This is a genomic window from Apibacter adventoris, from assembly GCF_002964965.1.
Lineage (GTDB): Bacteria > Bacteroidota > Bacteroidia > Flavobacteriales > Weeksellaceae > Apibacter > Apibacter adventoris.
In genome coordinates, this window is sequence record NZ_PSZN01000023.1 from 104,099 (window position 1) to 124,690 (window position 20,592).

The following is a 20,592-nucleotide window of genomic DNA, read 5'->3' on the forward strand; positions in this document are numbered from 1 at the left end:
ATTTATGAAGAAATTATTAACGCTAATTGCAATTTTTACACAAGTATTCTTATATTCACAGTTTACAGATAATAACCAAGCAGTTCAAGATTCTTTGGCTGAAAATTTTTTGTCCAATAAAAACGAAGATTCAAACCAATCATCCAACGATATTAATGATACTTCATTCATACTAAAAGAAATAAAAATTACCGGAACCGATAAATATTCTAAAAATCAGATTATGCGTTATACCGGTCTATATGAAGGAGATCCAATAGAAATCCCTAGTATGCAGATAAACACAGCTGTAAAAAAATTATGGGATTCTAAATTATTTTCAGATGTAGAAATCTATTTAACGAAAATAGAAGGTAAAAACGTTTACCTAAGAATTAATTTAAAAGCATTACCGGATCTTGGAACAGTAAAGTTTGTCGGTGTAAGCAAATCTAAAGGTGAAAAGCTTATCAAAGAAAACGGATTGAAATCTAAAAGTAAAATTACAGATGATTTAAGAACCAAATTGCAGAATAACATAAGAACTCAATATGCTAATAAAGGTTTTCCAGATGCACATGCTATCATAAAAGAACAAATTAACCCGGTAGATTCTACTTTAGTTAATTGGAATATAACAATAGATAAGGGACCTAGAGTTAAAGTAAGATCTATTAAAATTTCAGGAACAAAAGAATTAAACGCGTCAAAAGTAAGAGCCCGTTCTTTTAAAAATACTAAGCAAAAAAGAGTTTACAGATTTTGGAAAAAATCTAAATATATCCCTGAAAAATATCAGGAGGACTTAACTAAAGTAGTAGAAACCTTTCAATCTTATGGATTTAGAGATGCAAAAATTGTTTCAGATACAGTAATAAGAACCGATAAAAATAATTTTAATATATCAGTAAATGTTTCAGAAGGAAAGCGATATTATCTAGGGAATATTACTTTTTCTGGAAACTCTGTATACTCAAGTGAGATACTTTCTAAAATTATCGGATATAAAAAAGGGGAACCTTATGATGCCGTAGGTTTAAATAAAAAAATATCCGGATCAGAAAAAAATGATGATATAGCAACTTTATATTATAATAACGGATACGTCTTCTCTAGTGTTATTCCCATTGAAAAAGCTGTAAGAAACGACACTATAGATGTTGAAGTTAAAATAAAAGAAGGAGAACAAGCTTATTGGGATAAAGTAACTTTTTCAGGAAATACACGTACACACGATCACGTAATACAAAGATCATTAAGAACATATCCGGGTCAATTATTTTCAAAGGAGGATATTCAAAGGACTATGATGGAATTAGCACAAATGGGATATTTTGAAGCCCAAGCGCTTAGACCAGATATTACTCCTAACGCAGAAACAAAAACCGTAGATGTAAACTATAAACTAGAAGAAAAAGGCTCTAATAGTCAAGTAGAATTACAAGGAGGATATGGTGGAAATAGATTTATAGGAACTATAGGGTTAACATTTGGTAATTTTTCATTTAATGATTTCTTTAAAAAGAAAGCATGGAAACCTATTCCTATGGGAGATGGACAAAGTGTTTCTTTACGAGCACAGGCAGGAAGCAATTATCAAAACTATAGTATATCATTTACAGAACCATGGATTACCGGGAAAAAACCTACTTCTTTGACTGCCTCTATTTATGGAACTTTCTTGAATTATAATGATTATTATGCAGTAGGAAAAAACAGATTATACATTTACGGAGCACAGGTGGGTTTAACAACACGTTTAAACTGGCCTGATAATTATTTCCGCTTATCTTATGGTATTAATTATCAACTTTATTCTTTTAAAAATTATCCATTTAACATAGCAAATCAAAATTCAGAATCTGGATATACCGAATGGAATAATGGAGAAAGTAATAACTTTAGTTTTTATGTAACCTTAGGAAGATATTCTGCCGGATTAGATCCTATATTTCCAACTATGGGATCAGAATTTGAAGTATCATTAAAATTCACACCTCCATATTCAGCTTTCAACAATGATGATTACAGAAAAAAAACCGATAATGAAAAATATAAATGGTTAGAATACTATAAAATCAAAATGAAAGCTTACTGGTACCAAGAGTTAGTTGGTAAATTTGTACTAAAAGCAGGGGGTGAATTTGGATTTTTAAATGACTATAATTCAAATATAGGAATTCCTCCATTTGAACGTTTTTATTTAGGGGGTACCGGATTATATGGAAATAGATTTGATGGTAGAGAAATTATACCTTTAAGAGGATATAAAGACGCTACTTCGTTTGGAGGTCGTAGTGGAGAAGATATTACTCCATTAGGCGGAGGAACATCTTATGCTAGATTTATGATGGAACTTAGATATCCTGTATTAATGGGTGGAGCAACCAAAATTTATGCATTAACATTTGTAGAAGGAGGAAATACATGGAATAATAATAAATCATTTGATCCGTTTCAATTAAAAAGATCTGCTGGTTTTGGAATAAGAATATTTATGCCTCAGTTCGGAATGTTAGGATTCGATTTTGCAAAAGGGTTTGATAATACAATTAATTCTTCAAATCCTAATGGATGGGAAACTCATTTTATATTTGGACAACAATTCTAAAATGAAATGAATGACAAAATGAAAATTATGTTGTAAATTCATAAAGACTTTAAAATTTGGCAAGATTTTGGAGTAAAACTAAAACAATCGAAATGAAAAAATTATTAATAAGTTATATATTAATATTGATTTTTGGGTTAGGGTGTGCACAAAAAATGGCATATGTAGATACACAATATATCCTAAAACAAATACCTCAATTTCAGAATTCAGAGCAACGTTTAAATAATGAAGTTAAAAAGTGGCAAGATCATATTGTTAACCAACAATCTCAAATTGAAAAACTTAAAATTTCATTTGAAAACGAAAAAATTCTATTAACTGAAGATCAACAAAAAAATCGTTTAGCTACAATAGATAGTACTGAAAAGCTATTGAATGAATTTATTGATAAAAAATTTGGCTCAAATGGTGAATCTGTAACTTTACGCTACAATTTAGCTAAACCCTTACAAGATCAAATTTGGAATGCAATAAATACAATAGCAGCTAAAGATAAATATAATATTGTATTTGATAAATCATCGGATCTAATTATGATATTTACTGATTCTAAATATGATATTACAGATAAAGTACTCAAACAGTTAGGAATAAATGATAAAAATAAAGATAAAGATAAAAAAGAAAAAACAGCCTCTAAAAATTCAGAAGTAAATAATTCTAATAATTATAATGATAAAATTGAGGAAGAGTCAATAGACAATAATCCTAAAACCGGTTACGGAAGTAAATATACGCCTAAAAAGAAAACCAAAAAACCGGAAGTAAAAGAAGAAAATAAAAATTCTGAAGCAACTGATTCGGAAATCCAACCAACAGAACCTTCTAAACCGAAAACCGGTTATGGAAGTAAATATACGCCTAAAAAGAAAACCGAAAAACCGGAAGTAAAAGAAGAAAATAAAAATTCTGAAGCAACTGATTCGGAAGACCAACCAACAGAATCTTCTAAACCGAAAACCGGTTATGGAAGTAAATATACTCCTAAAAAGAAATCTGAAAAACCGGAAGTAAAAGAAGACATTAAAAATTCTGAAGCAATTGATTCGGAAATTCAACCAACAGAACCTTCTAAACCGAAAACCGGTTATGGAAGTAAATATACTCCTAAAAAGAAAACCGAAAAACCGGAAGTAAAAGAAGACATTAAAAATTCTGAAGCAATTGATTCGGAAATTCAACCAACAGAATCTTCTAAACCGAAAAGCGGTTATGGAAGTAAATATACTCCTAAAAAATAAAACTGAAAATAATAAGTAATATTAAAAAATTGAAATAAAATGAAGAAAATTACATTAGCAGTACTATTGACTACATTTATTGGTGTATTACAGTTTGTAAAAGCACAAAATATAGCTCATATAAACTCTTTAGAATTATTAAGTTTAATGCCGGAAAAAAAAGCTGCAGATGACCAATTAAAAACTTTAGCAGATCAGAAAAAATCAGAAATAAAAAAACAAGAAGAAGACTTTACTGCTAAATATGAAAAAATCCAAAAAGATTTACAATCTAAATCTCAAGCAGATTTAGAAAAAATGAAAAGCCAACTTCAAAAATACGAAGAAGATTTTCAAAAAGATCAGCAAAGTTTAGCTGCTTTAAGAGAAACTGCTGCTAAAGAATTAGAACAAAAACAAGATAACTTGTATGCTCCAATTACAAAAAAAGCACAAGAAGCCATTAATGCTGTAGCTAAGGAAAAAGGATATATTTATATATTCGATACTGCACAACCTACACTTTTATATGCGGAAGGACCAAATATTTTAAATGATGTTAAAACTAAATTAGGACTTAAATAGAATATTCCTTTTTTTAAATATTAAAAACCATCTATTTTATAGATGGTTTTTTTATCTATTATTCCTTTTTTTATATAATAAAAAGAATACAAATAACTTCTATTTGTTTATTCCTGACTTTACATTAAACATTTAAATTAATATTCAAGGACTCAGATTATATATTTATAGTCATAATAATTATCTCATAAACTTATTATAAATAATTTTATATTAAAAAAATTTCCCTTTATATAAAAATACTATTTCAAAAATAGACATATAACATCTAATATTTTATATATATTTACTTATAAAAAATAATAAATGATTTTTAAAGAATATAAACCTTCTATATCCTTATTACCTTATATTGAAACTTATTGGATAGCGGAAGGTTATGCAAAGACAAAAGAAATTGATAAAATATTTCCTGATGGATGTGTAGATATTATTTTTTCATTTAACCAAATTCCCAATAATGGAGCATTAGTTCCATATTTGCCTAATTTAATAGGAACCATGACAACTTTCTCAGAAATTTCTTATTATCAAAATATATCTATGCTAGGCATCCGTTTTAAACCTGCTGGGATTACAGCATTTACAAAAATTCCAATAAATTATTTTACAGATAGCAAGACAGATTTAACTTTAATTGACACTTTATTTGAAGAAAAATTTTATGCTAAATTGCCTGAATTAGAAACTTCTATAGCTAAAATAAAACATATTGATCTATATTTGAATCAAAGATTGATTTCTATATTTGAGCTTAACAATCAAATTGTTTTTGCAACTGAACTTATAAAAAAAACAAATGGTAGGCTCCCACTTATTGATATTGCGAATAGAAGTTGTCTTTCTCTACGAAATTTTGAAAGAAAATTTAAAACAGCGGTAGGTATATCTCCTAAAACCTTTAGTAAAATTATAAAATTCAAACATACTCTATCTTATATAAAAAAAAATCCTACTGAAAGTTTATTTTCTATAGCAGTTGATTGTGGATATTATGATCATTCACATCTGATTAAAGATTTTAAAACTTTTACAGGAAATACTCCCTTACATTTATAAAAATAAATATTTGTCGTTTTCTTACACAAGTTTAACCTTCACTTTATTTTAATTTAGCTGAAAATCAGATATGTTTATAAAAGTAAAAGATTTATCAGTTACATTGTACCATACATACGATAGTTTATATATTATTATACTATATTCTATAGTGTTCGATACCTTATAACTTTCTTTATTAACGGAATGTGCATATTTTATAAATTCCAAAATATAAATTAAAAAAGCAATAGACTAATGATTTAGATTAAAATAATATGTATTGTTTTCAATAGTCAATACTAAAAAAATATAAATAGATAATCAGACGACTTTGGTTGGCTAATTTTTTAAAATAGCATAGCCAATTAGAATAAACTTATACGAATAAGCTATCAGAACTAATCTCTGATTACAATAAACATACTAAAATAATATAATAATTAAACAATAAATTTATGGAATATCAATCATTATCTCCTAACATAGGGGTTAAAAGTGTAAATGAAACAGTAATTTTCTATACGCACGTATTAGGTTTCAAAAAAGTTATGAGTGTATCTGATGAAAATAAGGTTATTTGGGCAATGGTTACTTACAGAAATATTAGTCTAATGTTCCAAGATTACAATAATCTGGTAGAAGAATACCCAGAATTGAATGGAAAACCATTACAGTCTGCAATAAGTTTTTACATTAAAATGGATAATAAGAATGCATTATACAATAAAATTTGTAAGACCGAATATTTAGTAAAAGAAATGAACACAACTTCGTATGGTATTGAAGAATTTGCTATTCGAGATAATAATGGGTTTATTTTAACAATAGCAGAAAATACTAAAAAAAAGATCAATTATGATAATTTCTTTTTTCCGGTTGATGATTATGAAAAAAGTAAGAAATTTTACGCTGAAACTTTAGGTTTGAAAATAAAATTTGAATTTAAGGAAAAAGGAATGATAGCATTTTCAGTTGGAGATGAAGAACCTGCAATAATATTGAAAGATAAACAAAAATTTTCCAATGCAAAACCCTCATTATGGATAGAGGTAGAGAATGTCAATGCAATGTACAAAGAATTGAAAAATAAAGACGTAACTTTTTTGACAGAACCTTTTAAAATTAAAACAGGATGGGCTGTTGAATTTATAGACCCTTCAAATAATATAATCGGATTAACTGATTATACTTCATAAATACATTAACATTATTATAATCTACTTTTTAAAATTATATATAACACATATATTTTTTCAGACATCATAAATTTTAATGTCTGAAAAAATATATGTGTATTTAAAAATTAATTTCAATACTATAACTTTTTACTTATACAATTTTCAATATTTTGTATTTATTAACTAGAATATTATTAACGGCTTCATTAGTATTTTTAACCCAATCTTTTATATATAAATGCAAATAATTATATTTTTAAATAATATAATCTATAAGTTTTTCCAGAGTCATACCTCTTGATCCTTTTAATAATATATTTTGAGTGGATATTTTATGTGTTTTTACATAATTTTTTATTTCCTCTGTAGAACGAAATTTTTTTATATTAGAACTATTGTCATTGGTCTTATAAAAATTTTCACCTACTAAATAAATAAATTCAAACCCTAAACTTTCTGCCAAATCTGCTATTTTCTGATGTTCTGTAGCTGATTCTCTCCCTAACTCAAACATATCTCCTATAATAATTGTTTTACTTCCTATAAAAGATGAAAAATTCTTTAATGAAACTTCCATACTACTAGGATTTGCATTATAAGTATCTAATAAAAGAGTAATCCCATTCTTCTCTACTATTTGTGATCTTTGATTTTCAGGTTTATAACTCTCTATCCCACATTTTATCTGACTTATAGAAAGATCGTAAAATAAACCTAAAGAAATTGCCGCACAAATATTCGTAAAATTATACTCTCCTGTAAGTTGAGAATTTATAATTGTTTTTTCATATTCAACACTTATACCATGATTGTAACTTCCGGCTAAAGAAAACTTATAATATCCTTTAGAGCCAAAAGTAATTCTTTCAATATTCTCGGTAAGTTCCATTTGTTTATAATCATCCGAATTAACTAAAGCTATTTTATTAAATTTTTTAAGAAAAGTATATAATTCGGATTTTCCTTTTATTACACCTTCTTCACCTCCAAATCCTTCTAAATGAGCTTTACCAAAGTTAGTTATATAACCTATAGTAGGTTGAGAAATCCCTACCAATAACTCTATTTCTTTCTGATGATTAGCTCCCATTTCTATAATAGCAATCTCATGTTCCGGTTTAATAGAAAGAACTGTTAAAGGAACTCCTATATGATTATTAAGATTACCTTGTGTATATAAAACTTTAAATTTTTCTTTTAAGACAGATGATATAAGTTCTTTAGAGGTAGTTTTCCCATTGCTCCCTGTAAGTCCTATCACAGGTATATTCAATTGTTTTCTATGATATCTGGCTAAATTTTGTAAAGTAAATAAACTGTTTTCAAAATAAAAAATCCCTTTTTCAGGATCAGAATAATCTTCCTCATCCACCACAGCAGCCAAAGCTCCATTTTGAATTGCCTGTAAAGCAAACAAATTCCCATTAAAATTCTCCCCTTTCAAGGCAAAAAACAAATTTCCTTTTATTATTTTTCGTGTATCTGTGATTACTCCGGAAGATTGTAAATAAACAGAGTATAATTCTTCAATTGTCATATTTCTATATAAATATATATGCTTTAAAACAAACAAATATAGGTGTTTTTAATAGTTTTTATTAAAATATAGAATTAAAAATTGCTATTCTATTTTAGATAATTAACATTTAAATTAAGTTATATTCTGAATTTTATGCTATATTTAAATGGAAAAAACTAATAATATAATTAATTTAAAGTCCATCTGAAATAAAAGAAGAACTCTTAAAACTGTTATTAAATTCTGATATATTTTAAATAAAAAACAGCTTACGAATAAATAAGCTGTTTTTAATTTGATATATATTGAAGAATTTCCTATAAAACTTTCATATCATGTAATACATTATTCATGTTTCTTACAGCATCAGCAGAAGCTTTAAACTTAGATTTTTCCTCATCGTTAAGTTCTAATTCTACAATTTTTTCAACTCCATTTTTACCTAAAACTACTGGAACACCGATACAGATATCAGATTCTCCATACTCTCCTTCAAGGAATACAGAACAAGGTATTATTTTTTTCTCATCTCTTATAATAGATTCTACCACTGCAGCACCAGCAGCTCCAGGAGCATACCAAGCTGAAGTTCCTAATAATTTAGTTAAAGTTGCTCCACCTACCATAGTATCAGAAGCAACTTTTTGTAATTGATCTGCAGGTAATAATTTAGAAAAAGGAACCCCCTGGCAAGATGCAAATCGGGTTAAAGGAATCATAGTTGTATCTCCATGCCCCCCTATAACAGTTGCCTGAATATCATTTTGTGAAGCACCGCTGGCTAAAGAAAGATAAGTTTTAAAACGTGAAGAATCTAATGCTCCTCCCATTCCAATAACTCGGTTTTTAGGTAATCCTAAAGATTTAAGAGCTAAATAAGTCATAGTATCCATTGGGTTGGAAATAATAACTAAAATAGCATCTGGAGAATATTTTAAAATATTAGAAGCGACTTCTTTAACAATTCCTGCATTAGTTCCAATTAAATCTTCACGAGACATTCCGGGTTTTCTTGGAATTCCTGAAGTAATAACAGCTACATTTGTTCCTGCTGTTTTAGAATAATCATTAGTACTTCCGGTTACAGTAGTATCAAAACCTAAAAGAGATGTGGTCTGAGTTATATCTAAAGCCTTCCCTTCTGCAAAACCCTCTTTAATATCAACGATAACTAATTCGTCAACAATTTCTTTTCTTGCAATGTTATCAGCACAAGTAGCCCCAACAGCTCCTGCACCTACTACAGTTACTTTCATATTTTCTTATTTTTATAAATTTTATTCAAAAGTAGATTTTTCTTAACTAATAAAAAATGTCGTTTGTCATCTTTTAGATAGTAATTTTAAAACTTTCAATTTACTAATTTTTTATAAATTTGAAAAAATAATTTTGAAACTATACATGGAATATGACTTAACGGTAATTATACCGGTTTTTAATGAAGAAGAAAATCTCGAAAGAGTAAAAAATGAAATGGAATCTTTTTTAAAGTTAGCAAAAAAGAAATCTAAAGTCCTTTTTGTAAATGATGGTTCCCAAGACAATAGTTTATTAATTATTAAAAAAATTTGCAAAGAAACTCAGGGGTTCACTTTTATTTCATTTGATAAAAATTATGGATTAAGTCCTGCTATAAAAGCCGGATTTGATTTTGCTGATACTAAATTGGTGGGCTATATTGATGCCGATTTACAAACCAGCCCTATGGATTTCAATATTTTATTAAAATATACAGATGAATTCCAATTAGTTACAGGAGTAAGATCAAATCGTAAAGACAGTTTTACTAAAAATATGTCTTCTAAAATTGCCAATGGAATACGCAGAGCTTTTACTCATGACGGAATGGATGATACTGGTTGTCCTTTAAAAATAATTCATACGGAATATGCAAAAAGAATTCCTATGTTTAAAGGATTGCATAGATTTCTTCCAGCTATGATTTTATTACAGAACGGAAAAGTAAAACAAATCCCTGTTCAACATTTCGAAAGAATAGCTGGAAAATCTAAATTTCATTTATGGAATCGTTTATTGGGTCCTCTAAGTGATTGTTTTGCTTATTTATGGATGAAAAAGAAATATATTAACTATAAAGTTGCTGAGAAAAAATTATGATGAATTTCTTAGCAGACGAAGTTTTTTTGAGTGATAAATTTATAAGATATATTGCAATTTCTTTGGGATTTTTTGCTCAAATTTTGTTTTCAAGTCGAATGATTATCCAATGGATATCAGCAGAGAAAAATAAAAAAGTTACCTCTGATCTTATTTTTTGGCAAGTTAGTTTATTGGCCTCTATATTTATGTTTATACATGGTTTTTTATTGCATGACTTTTCTATTATGTTAGGACAATTGATCACCTATTATATATATATACGAAATATTCAACTTCATAATGCTTGGGAAAAATATCCTATTACATTACGATATTTTATTTACTCTCTTCCTGTAATTGTAATAGGGTTAGGGGTATTTAATAATGCTTTTGATATTAACAAATTATTTAAACAAGATCCTGTATGGTTAATTATTTGGGGAAGTTTTGGACAAATTTTATTTACAATGCGCTTTGTTTATCAATGGATTTATTCGGAAAGAATTAAAAAATCTGAGTTACCTATGGGATTCTGGTTATTGAGCCTAACAGGATCACTGATGATATTTACCTATGCTATTATTACATTAAATCCTGTATTAATTGCAGGTCAGGGAGTGGGGATTATTGCTTATTCCAGAAATATTATCATTTTAAAGAAAAATCATGTCGTATAATAATAATAAACCTCTTTTTTTCTTATTTATTGTCACTGTAATTATGCTTGTGCCTAACTTAGGCATTCTTCCTGTTAATATTATGGAAGCTCGTAATTTTATTACTGCACGTGAAATGGTACAGGACAACCATTGGTTTTTAACGACCCTTAATGAAGAACCCCGATATGAAAAGCCACCATTACCTACTTGGATAACAGCTTTAGTAGGATTTTTTTTCGGATTTGATTCTGTTTTTGTATTGCGTTTGGCTGTTGTATGCATTACATTATTATTAGTTATATACATTTATATTTTTTCTATAAAAATTGGGTTTTCAAATAAAAGTAGCTTTCATAACGGACTAATAGTTATAACATCTTTTTATATTTATTTTGCTGGCAGAGATAATCAATGGGATATGTATTGCCACAGTTTTATGATTATTTCTATCTTTTATTTATGGGGTATTTTAAAAAAGAATAAATACCCTCTAAAAAATGCTATATGGGGAGGTTTATGCTTGGCTTTTTCATTACTAAGTAAAGGTCCTGTTTCTTTATATGCACTTTTGCTCCCTTTTCTTATTGCTTATGGAATTGTATATAAATATAAATTTAAAGGAGAAAAAAAATATAATCTGGCTTTAATATTATATTGCTTTTTAGGATTGGGAATAGGTATGTCTTGGTCTGCATATATACATTGGGCAGATCCTGAACCTTTAGCTAAAATGGCTAAAATAGAAACTTCTCGTTGGACAAATGAATATAATTCACGTCCTATCTATTATTATTGGAGTTTTTTCGTACAATCAGGGGTTTGGGCTGTCTCTGCCCTATTAGCTCTACTTTATCCTTACATGAAAAATAAAGTATTTAACCTTAAATTATATAAATTTACTCTTTTATGGACTTTACTTTCCCTAATTTTATTAAGCATTATTCCTGAAAAAAAAGTTAGATACATTTTACCTACTCTCATTCCTTTAGCTCTCAATACAGGGTTTTATATTGATTATTTATGGAACCATTTCAGAAAATTACAATCAAAAAAAGACCAATATTTGGCCATATTCAATTTTGGTTTACTGGGTACAATAGGCATTTTATATCCTCTAATTCTCTATTTTGTTTTCAGAAAATACATTATTAATCAAACAAGTTGGATGATTATTTCTTCTATTATTTTATTTTTTATAGGAATTGGTATCTTATTTTTTCTATTATACAAAAAATTTAACCAAGTTTTCTATTGGATCATTGCGCTACAATGTTCAGTTATGTCTTTTGCCTTTCCTTTAGCTAAAAGTTTTTTATACAATCCAAATTACAAATCAGCTAAAAATTTAAGACATTATATGGATCCTAAAATAGATCTATATGACTTTAAAAACATGACTCCTGAAATTGTCTGGGATTATGGAAAAAAAATACCTACCATTGATTTATCAGAAATTGATAACATTCTGAAAAAAAATAATAAAATGGGGTTACTTTGTCAATCAGAAAATACAAGTGAAATAATAAAATTAATAGACCGTTCCTATAAAGTAAATAAAGTATCTTATATAGATCTTAATATAGTTCCTCCAAACAATAAAGGATATAAATCTAGGTTAGAAAGAGATTTTTTAATTATTTCTAAAAAATAAAACTCTTTTTTTCCTTATTTTTACGAATATAATATAAGGAGAATAATATGGCAATTAAAGAACTCAAACAATCTAACTATGAATGGATAGATTTACATAATCCTGATGCAAAAGAACTGGAGAAAATTGCTAACAAATATTCTCTGAATTACTATACGTTGACAGATAGCCTAGAACCCAATCATTTACCTAAATTTGAAAATCAGGATACCATAAATTTCTTTATTGTCAGATTAGTACATGAAAATCTTAAAAGAAAAACTAATATTGAAAGCCTTACAAATAAAATAGCTGTATTTTATAACGATCATCTTTTAATCACCATACATAGAATAGAAATTCCTTTTTTAGAAGAGATTATAGAAAAATATATAAAAACAGAAAAAATATATACAGTTAACAGTATTGTTATTAAAATAATTTGGAATACCTTATATACATACAACACTTCTATACTGAAAATATTAAGTAAAGTAGAAAATCTTGAAAATAAAGTATTTCTAAAATCCCCTGATTCTTCAAGTAATATTCTTCAAAATATGTACTTATTAAAAAGGAAAGTCAATATATGCATGAAATTACTCATACTTACAGATGAAGTTATAAATTCTGTAAAACCTACAAAACAGGAAAAACCAGCCCATCAAGATGTCAAAGATCTGCAAGTAAAATTATCAACGCTATATGAACAAGTAATTGAAGATATCAATAATCTGCTAAATCTTTACATATCACTAGCTTCGCTTAAAAGTAATGACATAATGAAAACTCTAACTATTTTTTCCATATTTTTTATGCCATTAACATTCATAGCCGGCATATATGGAATGAATTTTAAATATATGCCTGAACTTGAAAAAGCATGGGGATATCCTGTAATATTAATTATCATGCTAATAATAACATTGATTATTTATTATTGGCTTAAAAGAAAAAAATGGTTATAATTATTCAACAATTAAATAAAGATACTATATTTTTGCATAAGATTAAGAAAAATAAAATAATATAAAACTGTATGTACAGAACAAATACTTGCGGAGAGCTTACAGAAGCTAATATTAATCAAAAAGTAATCCTTAGTGGTTGGGTGCAAACTATTCGAGATAAAGGATTTGTAATCTGGGTAGATTTAAGAGATAGATACGGAATCACTCAATTGGTATTTGATGACCAAAGAACCCCTAAAGAAATTTTGGAACAAGTAAAAAAATTAGGGCGAGAATTTGTGATCCAAATAACAGGAACTGTAATAGAAAGAACAAGTAAAAATCCACACATACCTACTGGTAATATAGAAATATTAGTTGAGAAATTAACTGTTCTAAGTACCTCGCTAGTACCTCCCTTCGTAATAGAAAATGAAACTGATGGCGGCGAAGAATTACGAATGAAATACCGATATTTAGATATCAGAAGAAACCCGGTAAAAGACAAACTTATTTTTAGAAGTAAAGTTGCCCAATTAGTAAGAAACTATTTATCTTCTCATGATTTTCTTGAGATAGAAACCCCGGTATTAATAAAATCTACACCAGAAGGGGCTCGTGATTTTGTAGTTCCTTCAAGAATGAACCCTGGTCAATTCTATGCCCTTCCCCAATCTCCTCAAAGTTTCAAACAATTATTGATGATTGGTGGACTAGACAAATATTTTCAGATTGTAAAATGTTTTAGAGATGAAGATTTACGTGCTGACAGACAACCGGAATTTACTCAAATAGATTGTGAAATGTCTTTTATTGAACAAGAAGATATTTTAGACACATTTGAAGGTCTAGCCAAACATTTACTCAAAGAATTAAGAAATTACAAAATAGATAAATTCCCACGAATAACCTATTCTGAAGCTATGCGCAAATATGGAAATGATAAGCCCGATATAAGGTTTGGAATGGAATTTATCGAATTTAATGAAGAGCTTAAAAAAAGTGGTTTTAAAGTATTTGATGAAGCAGAACTTATAGTAGGAATAAAAGTAGAAAATTGTGCTGATTATACCCGAAAGCAATTAGATGAACTAACCGAATGGGTAAAAAGACCACAAGTGGGAGCTCGAGGTTTAGTTTATATAAAATACAATAAAGATCAAAGTATAAAATCTTCAATAGATAAATTTTATACAGAAGAAAAATTAAAAAAAGTTATTCAAAAATCTAACGCACAAACCGGAGATTTACTCCTAATTTTATCAGGAGAAGCACAGAAAGTGAGACCTCAACTGAGTGCTTTAAGAATGGAGCTTGCCGAACGTTTAGGACTACGAAATCCTGACGTATTTGCTCCTCTTTGGGTAGTTGATTTTCCACTTTTAGAATGGGATGAGGAAGAAAATAGATATGTAGCAATGCATCACCCATTTACCTCTCCAAAACCTGAAGATATTGCCCTTTTAGAAACCGACCCGGGGAAAGTTAGGGCTAATGCTTATGATATGGTATTGAATGGCAATGAAATAGGAGGAGGTTCCATACGGATACATGACAAAGATTTACAAGCGAAAATGTTTTCCCTATTAGGCTTTACACAAGAAGAAGCAGAAGCTCAATTTGGATTTCTAATGAATGCATTTAAATACGGAGCTCCACCACATGGAGGAATTGCTTTTGGCTTTGATCGATTTACAGCAATTTTAGGAGGTCAAGAAGTAATTCGTGATTATATTGCTTTTCCAAAAAATAATGCCGGAAGAGATGTTATGATAGATGCCCCCTATCCTATTAGTAAAAAACAATTAGATGAACTTGGAATAAACATCATTAAAGAATGAATAAATAACTAGTTCTGCAATAATTTGAAAAATAAAATCCTTGAAATAAATTTCAAGGATTTTTTACAAACTAATAAAAATAAAACCAATTTATGTGAATACACAGAAATGAAAAAATGATTTTTAGTATTATTTTCATAACACCTATCATTTATCTTTGACAAAGATATACCATTATTTAGAATAATTATAAATAATAATACATGATATTAATCATGTTTTTACTGCATTTATTAATTTCTTTAATTTAGATTTATTTTTTTCTTATAATTCCGGGTCCATTTTCTAAATCTTTATCATCAGGTATTGCCTTTTCATAATCTAAATCTGAAGAATCATCTTCCATATCTTGAGTTGAAAAGTCTTGAGTTGAGATATTTTCGTTATTTCTCTCTTTATTTAGGGTATTAGAATTTTCATTCTTTTTTTCTTTTTCATTAAAAAATTTAAGTAAATCAGCCGCTTTTTTCCCTTCTGGTTTATCTTCAAAAAGAATAGAAACACGTTCCAAACCATCCATAAAATCCTTTTTGTTATTTAACCTTGCATCACAAAACACCGATAAAAGAGTGAATTTTGGAATTATCTCATCCGTTGGATATTTTTCTAATGCCTGAGAAGCCATACTCTTTACTTCTTTATAGTTTCCCTCTTCATATTTTTTATATGCAAGTTCATAAAATATTACTGCATCGGAAGATCTCGATTTAAAAACATCAACACTAGGATTTAAAATACTCTCAGCATATTTAGAATCAGGATATTTTAACAACACCAAATCTGCATATTTTTTTGCTGTTTCTGGATTTTTATCCTTATTAAATTTATATAAATTATACATTGCTGCCATAGTAACCGACTGATCATAAGGTGGTGTTGATAATAAATGTTCTAAAGTTGAAGTTGCAGATTTAAGATCATAAAATTTGTCTTGATAAATAATTCCTAATGATAACTCTGCTGTATCTCTTTGTATTTTTATGGTATCTATTACAGCTTGATTATTGGGAATTTGTTCAATATAATAGTTCACATCAAATCTTCTCGGATTTTTATTTTCTCCAATCGCTAATAAATCATTTTTCATATCATTGGTTCCGGATATTCCGCTACCCCTTCTCCAATTATCTACTAAGGTTCTATTTCCCCATAATCTTATAAAATCTGATTGCCCTTTATTTTTTACATTATTATTATAAAAATACCATTTCCCTCCATTATTTTTTTCTGGTGATTGTGTAAAATCCGAATTATCAATAAGAGTTTCGGTAACAAATAAAGTGTTATTTTCACTTTTTGAAATCTTTTCTAGCTCAGCCTTTTTTTGGTTTTCTTCTGTTTTTATTTTATCTATATATTTTTGAAAATATTCATTTCTCTGTTCTGTATTCATTTTGACTATAGACAAAATACTATCATTTTTTTTTACTAAATAATATTTTTTTATTAATTCATGTAAAGATTTATTTTTGGTCAATAATTTATTTTTCATTCCTACATCTGTAAATTTTGCCACAGCACTATCATAATACGCCCCCGCATTGATATAATCAGGCTTAGAAAAATAAATATCTCCTATAGCTTGATAAGCTAATGCTCTTGTTTGAGGGTCACTTTCATTTTCTTTTATAGATTGCTTGAGATAAGTAAAAGCTTCTTTTTCTTTTTTTGTATTTAATGAAACCAAAGCCATTGCGTAGTATAATTCATTTTTTCTGGATTGATACAAACCCTTATTAAATAGTTTTTTTAAAAATAGTATTTTATTGAAATAAGCTATGGAATCTCCTGTAAAAAGTCGGGCTAAAGCTATCTGCGATTTAATTTCCAATTCAGCAGATGGTTTTTTATCATATGCTTTTTGATAATATTCAATTGCTTTATCTTTTGAATTTAATTTTTCAAATAATTGCCCTTGGATAAAGCAATATCTCCCTCTATTATTTTTTCCCTTATTATATTTTTTTGCATCATTTAATGCTTCTATAGCTTCCTCATATTTTTTTTCATCAATTAGAAATTGTGAATAGGATCTGCTATATAGTTTTCTATCTTTTTTAGATAATTTGATTTTTGCTAACTCTTCATATATTTCACCAGCCTGAAAGGAATTGCCTGCCTGTACCTGAGCTAGGGCTATATAAATTTTAGCTTCATTAACCCTTCTATTTTTCACTAAGGTAGCATTCATATAATTAAGATAATTCAATGCCTCAAAAGGATCATTTTTATAATAATATGCTTTTCCCAATAATAAATAGACATCACTTAGCATAGAATTATATTCTTTCCCTTTTATTAACATAGAATGACTTTCTACGGCTTTTTTTCCTTTTTGAATCACTCTGTTTAATCCTTCTGCTTTTGACTGATTATCTTTACCTCCTCCTAAAGCTCCACTTAATGCACCTTTTATTGAATTTACCGCACCTTGCTCATCTAAATTACTTAAATTACTTAATACATTTTTCGTTGTACTTCTAAATTTATTACCCGGTATATCTAAAATTTCCTCCATATAAAATTCATCAGTTTTATCAAAAGGATCTATAGGTTCTACCTTTAAAAGAGTAGCATAATTATCTATATAACTTTGTTCTTTATCTTTTAAATTTTTTTTCAATGTTTCTTGCCCATTAAAAGCAGTATTGTACCAGGAAGTTAACCGATGATATGTACGATGGGTAATTCCGTTTTTTTTAGTAGAACAGGCTAAAAACAGAGTTACGATAAGTAGAGTATAACTAATTTTTTTCATTTAGAATTTAAAATTATAACAAAACTAATTAAAAAACGAAAATATATTATATTTGTTGTTTCAAAATAGTGGATAATTCTCTTTTAACGTTCTACTATCATTCCACTCTGGAATACTTTTAATTATTTAAATAAATTGGATTTGTAAATGAGTTATTAATGCAAAAATTTGTAGTATCGAATAAATATATAAAAGATAAAAACCTTATTTCAGAAATCATAAAAAATTTTGATGATTATACACATATATTAGGAAATCCTGAAAGGAATATTATTAAAAAAATACCTTTTCATGAAAATTTTATAGCTGTTAAATCTTTTAAAAAGCCTCATTTAATAAATAAAATTGTTTATAAATATTTTAGAAAATCTAAAGCAAAACGTTCTTTTGAACATGGTGAAAAATTATTACAATTAGGAATTTTAAATCCTGAACCAATAGCCTATATAGAAAATTCTGACTGTATTGGAATTACTTCCAGCTATTATATTTCTCAGTGTACTCCTTATGATTTTACTATAAGAGAAGTTTATGAGCAAGCTGATGCTGAATCTTGCATAAAGGCTTATGCTCAGTTTTCATATCAAGTACATGAAAAAGGAATATATATAAAGGATAATACACCCGGAAATACATTGGTAATAAGAAAAGGAAATTGTTATGAAATGTATTTAGTCGATTTAAACCGAATGGAATTTCATAAAAACTTATCCTTTGATATAAAAATGAAAAGTTTATCAAACAACATTAAGGAACAACCTTATTTAGATATATTTATAAATGAATACTCAAAAGTATCCGGATATAAATTAAAAGAAGTACAAGAAAAAATATACCATTATCAAAAAGAATTTAATAGGAAAATCAGGTCAAAAGCAAAATTTAAAAAATTTTTGAAAACTATATTTTTCCGTCATTAACTATGTAAAGGAAGGAAAATCTTTTTTCAATTTTTTCTCATGTTTTTGAAGAAAATTAAATGCAATTTTATCTCCTTTATCAAATATTTCTTTTACATGTTTAAGATCAAACATACCATATTTAGATGGAATATCAGACTCTATAAGATAATCACAAAGCTTTTTGTCCTGTAGCATATTAGCATTTGACATATAATGGAAAGATCGTTCTGCAATATATGAAAGTGTATTCTTATATTTTATGGATGTGGTTGGACAAACATTAACACCTATTATTATTTCACAAAATTCCCGTATCACTGAAACAGGAAATTTTTTTAGAAGTCCTCCGTCAACATAATAGTTTTTATCAATCTCTACAGGCTGAAATATAATCGGTACAGAACATGATGCAATAATACATGGAATTAAAGGTCCCGAATTAAAAACTTTTATCTTTCCATTTTCAATATTGGTTGTAACAATATTAAGGGGTATTTTTAAATCTTCAAAAGTTCTAGCTTTTAAATTTTTTTCAAGAAATGTTTTAAAAGGTGCACTTTTAAATACACCTCCTTTAGGAATAGAAAACTGAGCAAATTCTGTAAATGATTTTTCTTTAAATAAAGTAAGCATCTGATTAGGTTCATTTCCATCAGCAAAAAGAGCTCCTGCAAAAGCACCTGCACTTGTTCCTGCAATTACATCCGGAATAATTCCTCTATCAATCAGAGCCTGCAACACACCTAAATGAGCAAATCCTTTAGATCCTCCCCCACTTAGAACTATTCCTAATTTATATTTTTTCATATCAGAATTCATAAAAATTATCTTATTAAAAATTAAGATTTTATTTATACTAAATATCTAAATACAATTTATAAAAATGCTTTTATTATGATATTCAAAAAATTATTTTTTATTATAACAAAATTTTGATCAAATTTCTTCTAAATTGTATTTTATAATATGTTGTTGATATACTTCCAATGTACGCGCTGAAAAATATATATAATCTTTTACTTCATAATCTTTTTCGTAAAAATACCAAAGAAGGCAATCTTTTTTCCAATAAATCTGTAATCCATTATAATGGATTACTTCTTCCCATTCTGTATGAGAAAAAATTTCTAGATCTTCGTTAGTAATATTTGCCATTCCACAATATTCATATCCACTCTGTGCGCATTGGTAATAAAGAATAAGTTTTATAAAATCGTCTAACTTAAGTTTTTCTTCATACACTTCATCTTCTCCAGTTAATTGAAATACAGAGGGATTTTCTGCACCAACAGCAAATCCCCAATAACATAATTCCTGATTTTCTTCTAAAAATATAATTTTTCCATCAACACATTCCAACTGGCTAGGTAAAGCAAAACGATGAAAAGATTCCATCAGCATATAATTTTTACCCGCAAGTAAATAGAGTTCTTTTAGGATTTCAGGCAAGGTATATCCTAATTTAAGTTCCGTCATTTCCAACTCGGATAGCTTAATTCCTGCTGCTTTTCCTGTAGGTCTACCGGTTAGTTTTTTTATAATAGATCTTAATTCTGTCATTATTAAGTAAAATTAGGCAATCTAATAAAAGACTATAAGTTAATTAAATCATAACT

At 27.7% G+C, this 20,592-nt stretch carries 16 protein-coding genes; 11 read left to right on the forward strand and 5 right to left on the reverse strand.

Translation table 11 applies throughout. The annotated features are described in order from the left end of the window. The first annotated feature begins 4 nt into the window (after nucleotides 1-4). From bamA to C4S76_RS12055, 5 genes are all read left to right on the forward strand, one after another. Entirely contained in the window at nucleotides 5-2,590 is a 2,586-nt protein-coding gene (gene bamA / locus C4S76_RS10195) for an outer membrane protein assembly factor BamA (RefSeq protein ID WP_105194362.1), read from the forward strand. A 92-nt stretch (nucleotides 2,591-2,682) separates the two neighbouring features. Further along, nucleotides 2,683-3,834: an OmpH family outer membrane protein gene (locus C4S76_RS10200; protein WP_105194363.1), complete on the forward strand. Its 1,152-nt coding sequence runs from the start codon at nucleotides 2,683-2,685 to the stop codon at nucleotides 3,832-3,834. A 39-nt stretch (nucleotides 3,835-3,873) separates the two neighbouring features. Beyond that, complete coding sequence (locus C4S76_RS10205; protein ID WP_105194364.1) at nucleotides 3,874-4,398, forward strand: OmpH family outer membrane protein; 525 nt, start codon at nucleotides 3,874-3,876, stop codon at nucleotides 4,396-4,398. A gap of 306 nt (nucleotides 4,399-4,704) precedes the next feature. Continuing rightward, nucleotides 4,705-5,457, forward strand: a complete 753-nt coding sequence (locus C4S76_RS10210) for a helix-turn-helix domain-containing protein (RefSeq protein ID WP_105194365.1) — start codon at nucleotides 4,705-4,707, stop codon at nucleotides 5,455-5,457. Between the two features lie 437 nt (nucleotides 5,458-5,894). After that, nucleotides 5,895-6,635 carry a VOC family protein gene (locus tag C4S76_RS12055; protein ID WP_245915828.1) on the forward strand — a complete coding sequence of 247 codons (741 nt, stop codon included), beginning with the start codon at nucleotides 5,895-5,897 and terminating at the stop codon, nucleotides 6,633-6,635. Nucleotides 6,636-6,873: 238 nt separating this feature from the next. On the opposite strand, the gene C4S76_RS10220 is transcribed toward C4S76_RS12055, so the two are convergent. Together C4S76_RS10220 and mdh are read right to left on the reverse strand one after the other, a co-directional pair. Continuing rightward, nucleotides 6,874-8,154: a UDP-N-acetylmuramoyl-tripeptide--D-alanyl-D-alanine ligase gene (locus C4S76_RS10220; RefSeq protein WP_105194366.1), complete on the reverse strand. Its 1,281-nt coding sequence runs from the start codon at nucleotides 8,152-8,154 to the stop codon at nucleotides 6,874-6,876. Nucleotides 8,155-8,453: 299 nt separating this feature from the next. After that, nucleotides 8,454-9,392, reverse strand: a complete 939-nt coding sequence (gene mdh / locus C4S76_RS10225) for a malate dehydrogenase (RefSeq protein WP_105194367.1) — start codon at nucleotides 9,390-9,392, stop codon at nucleotides 8,454-8,456. Nucleotides 9,393-9,537: 145 nt separating this feature from the next. On the opposite strand from mdh, the gene C4S76_RS10230 reads away from it, so the two are divergent. The 5 genes from C4S76_RS10230 to aspS all read left to right on the forward strand — a co-directional run bounded on the left by C4S76_RS10230 (nucleotide 9,538) and on the right by aspS (nucleotide 15,316). Then, nucleotides 9,538-10,254, forward strand: a complete 717-nt coding sequence (locus C4S76_RS10230) for a glycosyltransferase (protein ID WP_105194368.1) — start codon at nucleotides 9,538-9,540, stop codon at nucleotides 10,252-10,254. Continuing rightward, on the forward strand, nucleotides 10,251-10,913 hold the full coding sequence (locus C4S76_RS10235) for a lipid-A-disaccharide synthase N-terminal domain-containing protein (protein ID WP_317045863.1): 663 nt from the start codon (nucleotides 10,251-10,253) through the stop codon (nucleotides 10,911-10,913). The genes C4S76_RS10230 and C4S76_RS10235 overlap by 4 nt, the downstream gene beginning before the upstream one ends. Beyond that, nucleotides 10,903-12,546 (forward strand): ArnT family glycosyltransferase, encoded by a 1,644-nt coding sequence (locus tag C4S76_RS10240; protein ID WP_105194370.1) that lies wholly within the window; start codon nucleotides 10,903-10,905, stop codon nucleotides 12,544-12,546. The genes C4S76_RS10235 and C4S76_RS10240 overlap by 11 nt, the downstream gene beginning before the upstream one ends. Nucleotides 12,547-12,593: 47 nt before the next feature. Continuing rightward, nucleotides 12,594-13,493 (forward strand): CorA family divalent cation transporter, encoded by a 900-nt coding sequence (locus tag C4S76_RS10245; RefSeq protein WP_105194371.1) that lies wholly within the window; start codon nucleotides 12,594-12,596, stop codon nucleotides 13,491-13,493. Between the two features lie 71 nt (nucleotides 13,494-13,564). Further along, nucleotides 13,565-15,316, forward strand: coding sequence for an aspartate--tRNA ligase (gene aspS, locus C4S76_RS10250; RefSeq protein WP_105194372.1), 1,752 nt, complete (start codon nucleotides 13,565-13,567; stop codon nucleotides 15,314-15,316). Between the two features lie 253 nt (nucleotides 15,317-15,569). On the opposite strand, the gene porW is transcribed toward aspS, so the two are convergent. Further along, nucleotides 15,570-18,074 (reverse strand): type IX secretion system periplasmic lipoprotein PorW/SprE, encoded by a 2,505-nt coding sequence (gene porW / locus C4S76_RS10255; protein ID WP_105194373.1) that lies wholly within the window; start codon nucleotides 18,072-18,074, stop codon nucleotides 15,570-15,572. Between the two features lie 158 nt (nucleotides 18,075-18,232). Here porW and C4S76_RS10260 point away from each other — a divergent pair, with 158 nt between their 5' ends. Next, nucleotides 18,233-18,994: a Kdo domain containing protein gene (locus C4S76_RS10260; protein ID WP_105194374.1), complete on the forward strand. Its 762-nt coding sequence runs from the start codon at nucleotides 18,233-18,235 to the stop codon at nucleotides 18,992-18,994. On the opposite strand, the gene C4S76_RS10265 is transcribed toward C4S76_RS10260, so the two are convergent. Next, the gene (locus C4S76_RS10265; RefSeq protein WP_221405013.1) at nucleotides 18,995-19,783 is read right to left on the reverse strand and encodes a patatin-like phospholipase family protein; all 789 of its coding nucleotides are present in this window, start codon (nucleotides 19,781-19,783) and stop codon (nucleotides 18,995-18,997) included. It abuts the gene before it with no gap. A gap of 129 nt (nucleotides 19,784-19,912) precedes the next feature. Beyond that, nucleotides 19,913-20,536: a hypothetical protein gene (locus C4S76_RS10270; RefSeq protein ID WP_105194376.1), complete on the reverse strand. Its 624-nt coding sequence runs from the start codon at nucleotides 20,534-20,536 to the stop codon at nucleotides 19,913-19,915. Nucleotides 20,537-20,592: the final 56 nt, after the last annotated feature.

What these genes read in the sequence shown, in the direction of transcription:
- bamA (WP_105194362.1), top strand. Translation starts at nt 5, where the DNA reads ATGAAGAAATTATTAACGCTAATTGCAATTTTTACACAAGTATTCTTA.
- C4S76_RS10200 (WP_105194363.1), top strand. Translation starts at nt 2,683, where the DNA reads ATGAAAAAATTATTAATAAGTTATATATTAATATTGATTTTTGGGTTA.
- C4S76_RS10205 (WP_105194364.1), top strand. Translation starts at nt 3,874, where the DNA reads ATGAAGAAAATTACATTAGCAGTACTATTGACTACATTTATTGGTGTA.
- C4S76_RS10210 (WP_105194365.1), top strand. Translation starts at nt 4,705, where the DNA reads ATGATTTTTAAAGAATATAAACCTTCTATATCCTTATTACCTTATATT.
- C4S76_RS12055 (WP_245915828.1), top strand. Translation starts at nt 5,895, where the DNA reads ATGGAATATCAATCATTATCTCCTAACATAGGGGTTAAAAGTGTAAAT.
- C4S76_RS10220 (WP_105194366.1), bottom strand. Translation starts at nt 8,154, where the DNA reads ATGACAATTGAAGAATTATACTCTGTTTATTTACAATCTTCCGGAGTA.
- mdh (WP_105194367.1), bottom strand. Translation starts at nt 9,392, where the DNA reads ATGAAAGTAACTGTAGTAGGTGCAGGAGCTGTTGGGGCTACTTGTGCT.
- C4S76_RS10230 (WP_105194368.1), top strand. Translation starts at nt 9,538, where the DNA reads ATGGAATATGACTTAACGGTAATTATACCGGTTTTTAATGAAGAAGAA.
- C4S76_RS10235 (WP_317045863.1), top strand. Translation starts at nt 10,251, where the DNA reads ATGATGAATTTCTTAGCAGACGAAGTTTTTTTGAGTGATAAATTTATA.
- C4S76_RS10240 (WP_105194370.1), top strand. Translation starts at nt 10,903, where the DNA reads ATGTCGTATAATAATAATAAACCTCTTTTTTTCTTATTTATTGTCACT.
- C4S76_RS10245 (WP_105194371.1), top strand. Translation starts at nt 12,594, where the DNA reads ATGGCAATTAAAGAACTCAAACAATCTAACTATGAATGGATAGATTTA.
- aspS (WP_105194372.1), top strand. Translation starts at nt 13,565, where the DNA reads ATGTACAGAACAAATACTTGCGGAGAGCTTACAGAAGCTAATATTAAT.
- porW (WP_105194373.1), bottom strand. Translation starts at nt 18,074, where the DNA reads ATGAAAAAAATTAGTTATACTCTACTTATCGTAACTCTGTTTTTAGCC.
- C4S76_RS10260 (WP_105194374.1), top strand. Translation starts at nt 18,233, where the DNA reads ATGCAAAAATTTGTAGTATCGAATAAATATATAAAAGATAAAAACCTT.
- C4S76_RS10265 (WP_221405013.1), bottom strand. Translation starts at nt 19,783, where the DNA reads ATGAAAAAATATAAATTAGGAATAGTTCTAAGTGGGGGAGGATCTAAA.
- C4S76_RS10270 (WP_105194376.1), bottom strand. Translation starts at nt 20,536, where the DNA reads ATGACAGAATTAAGATCTATTATAAAAAAACTAACCGGTAGACCTACA.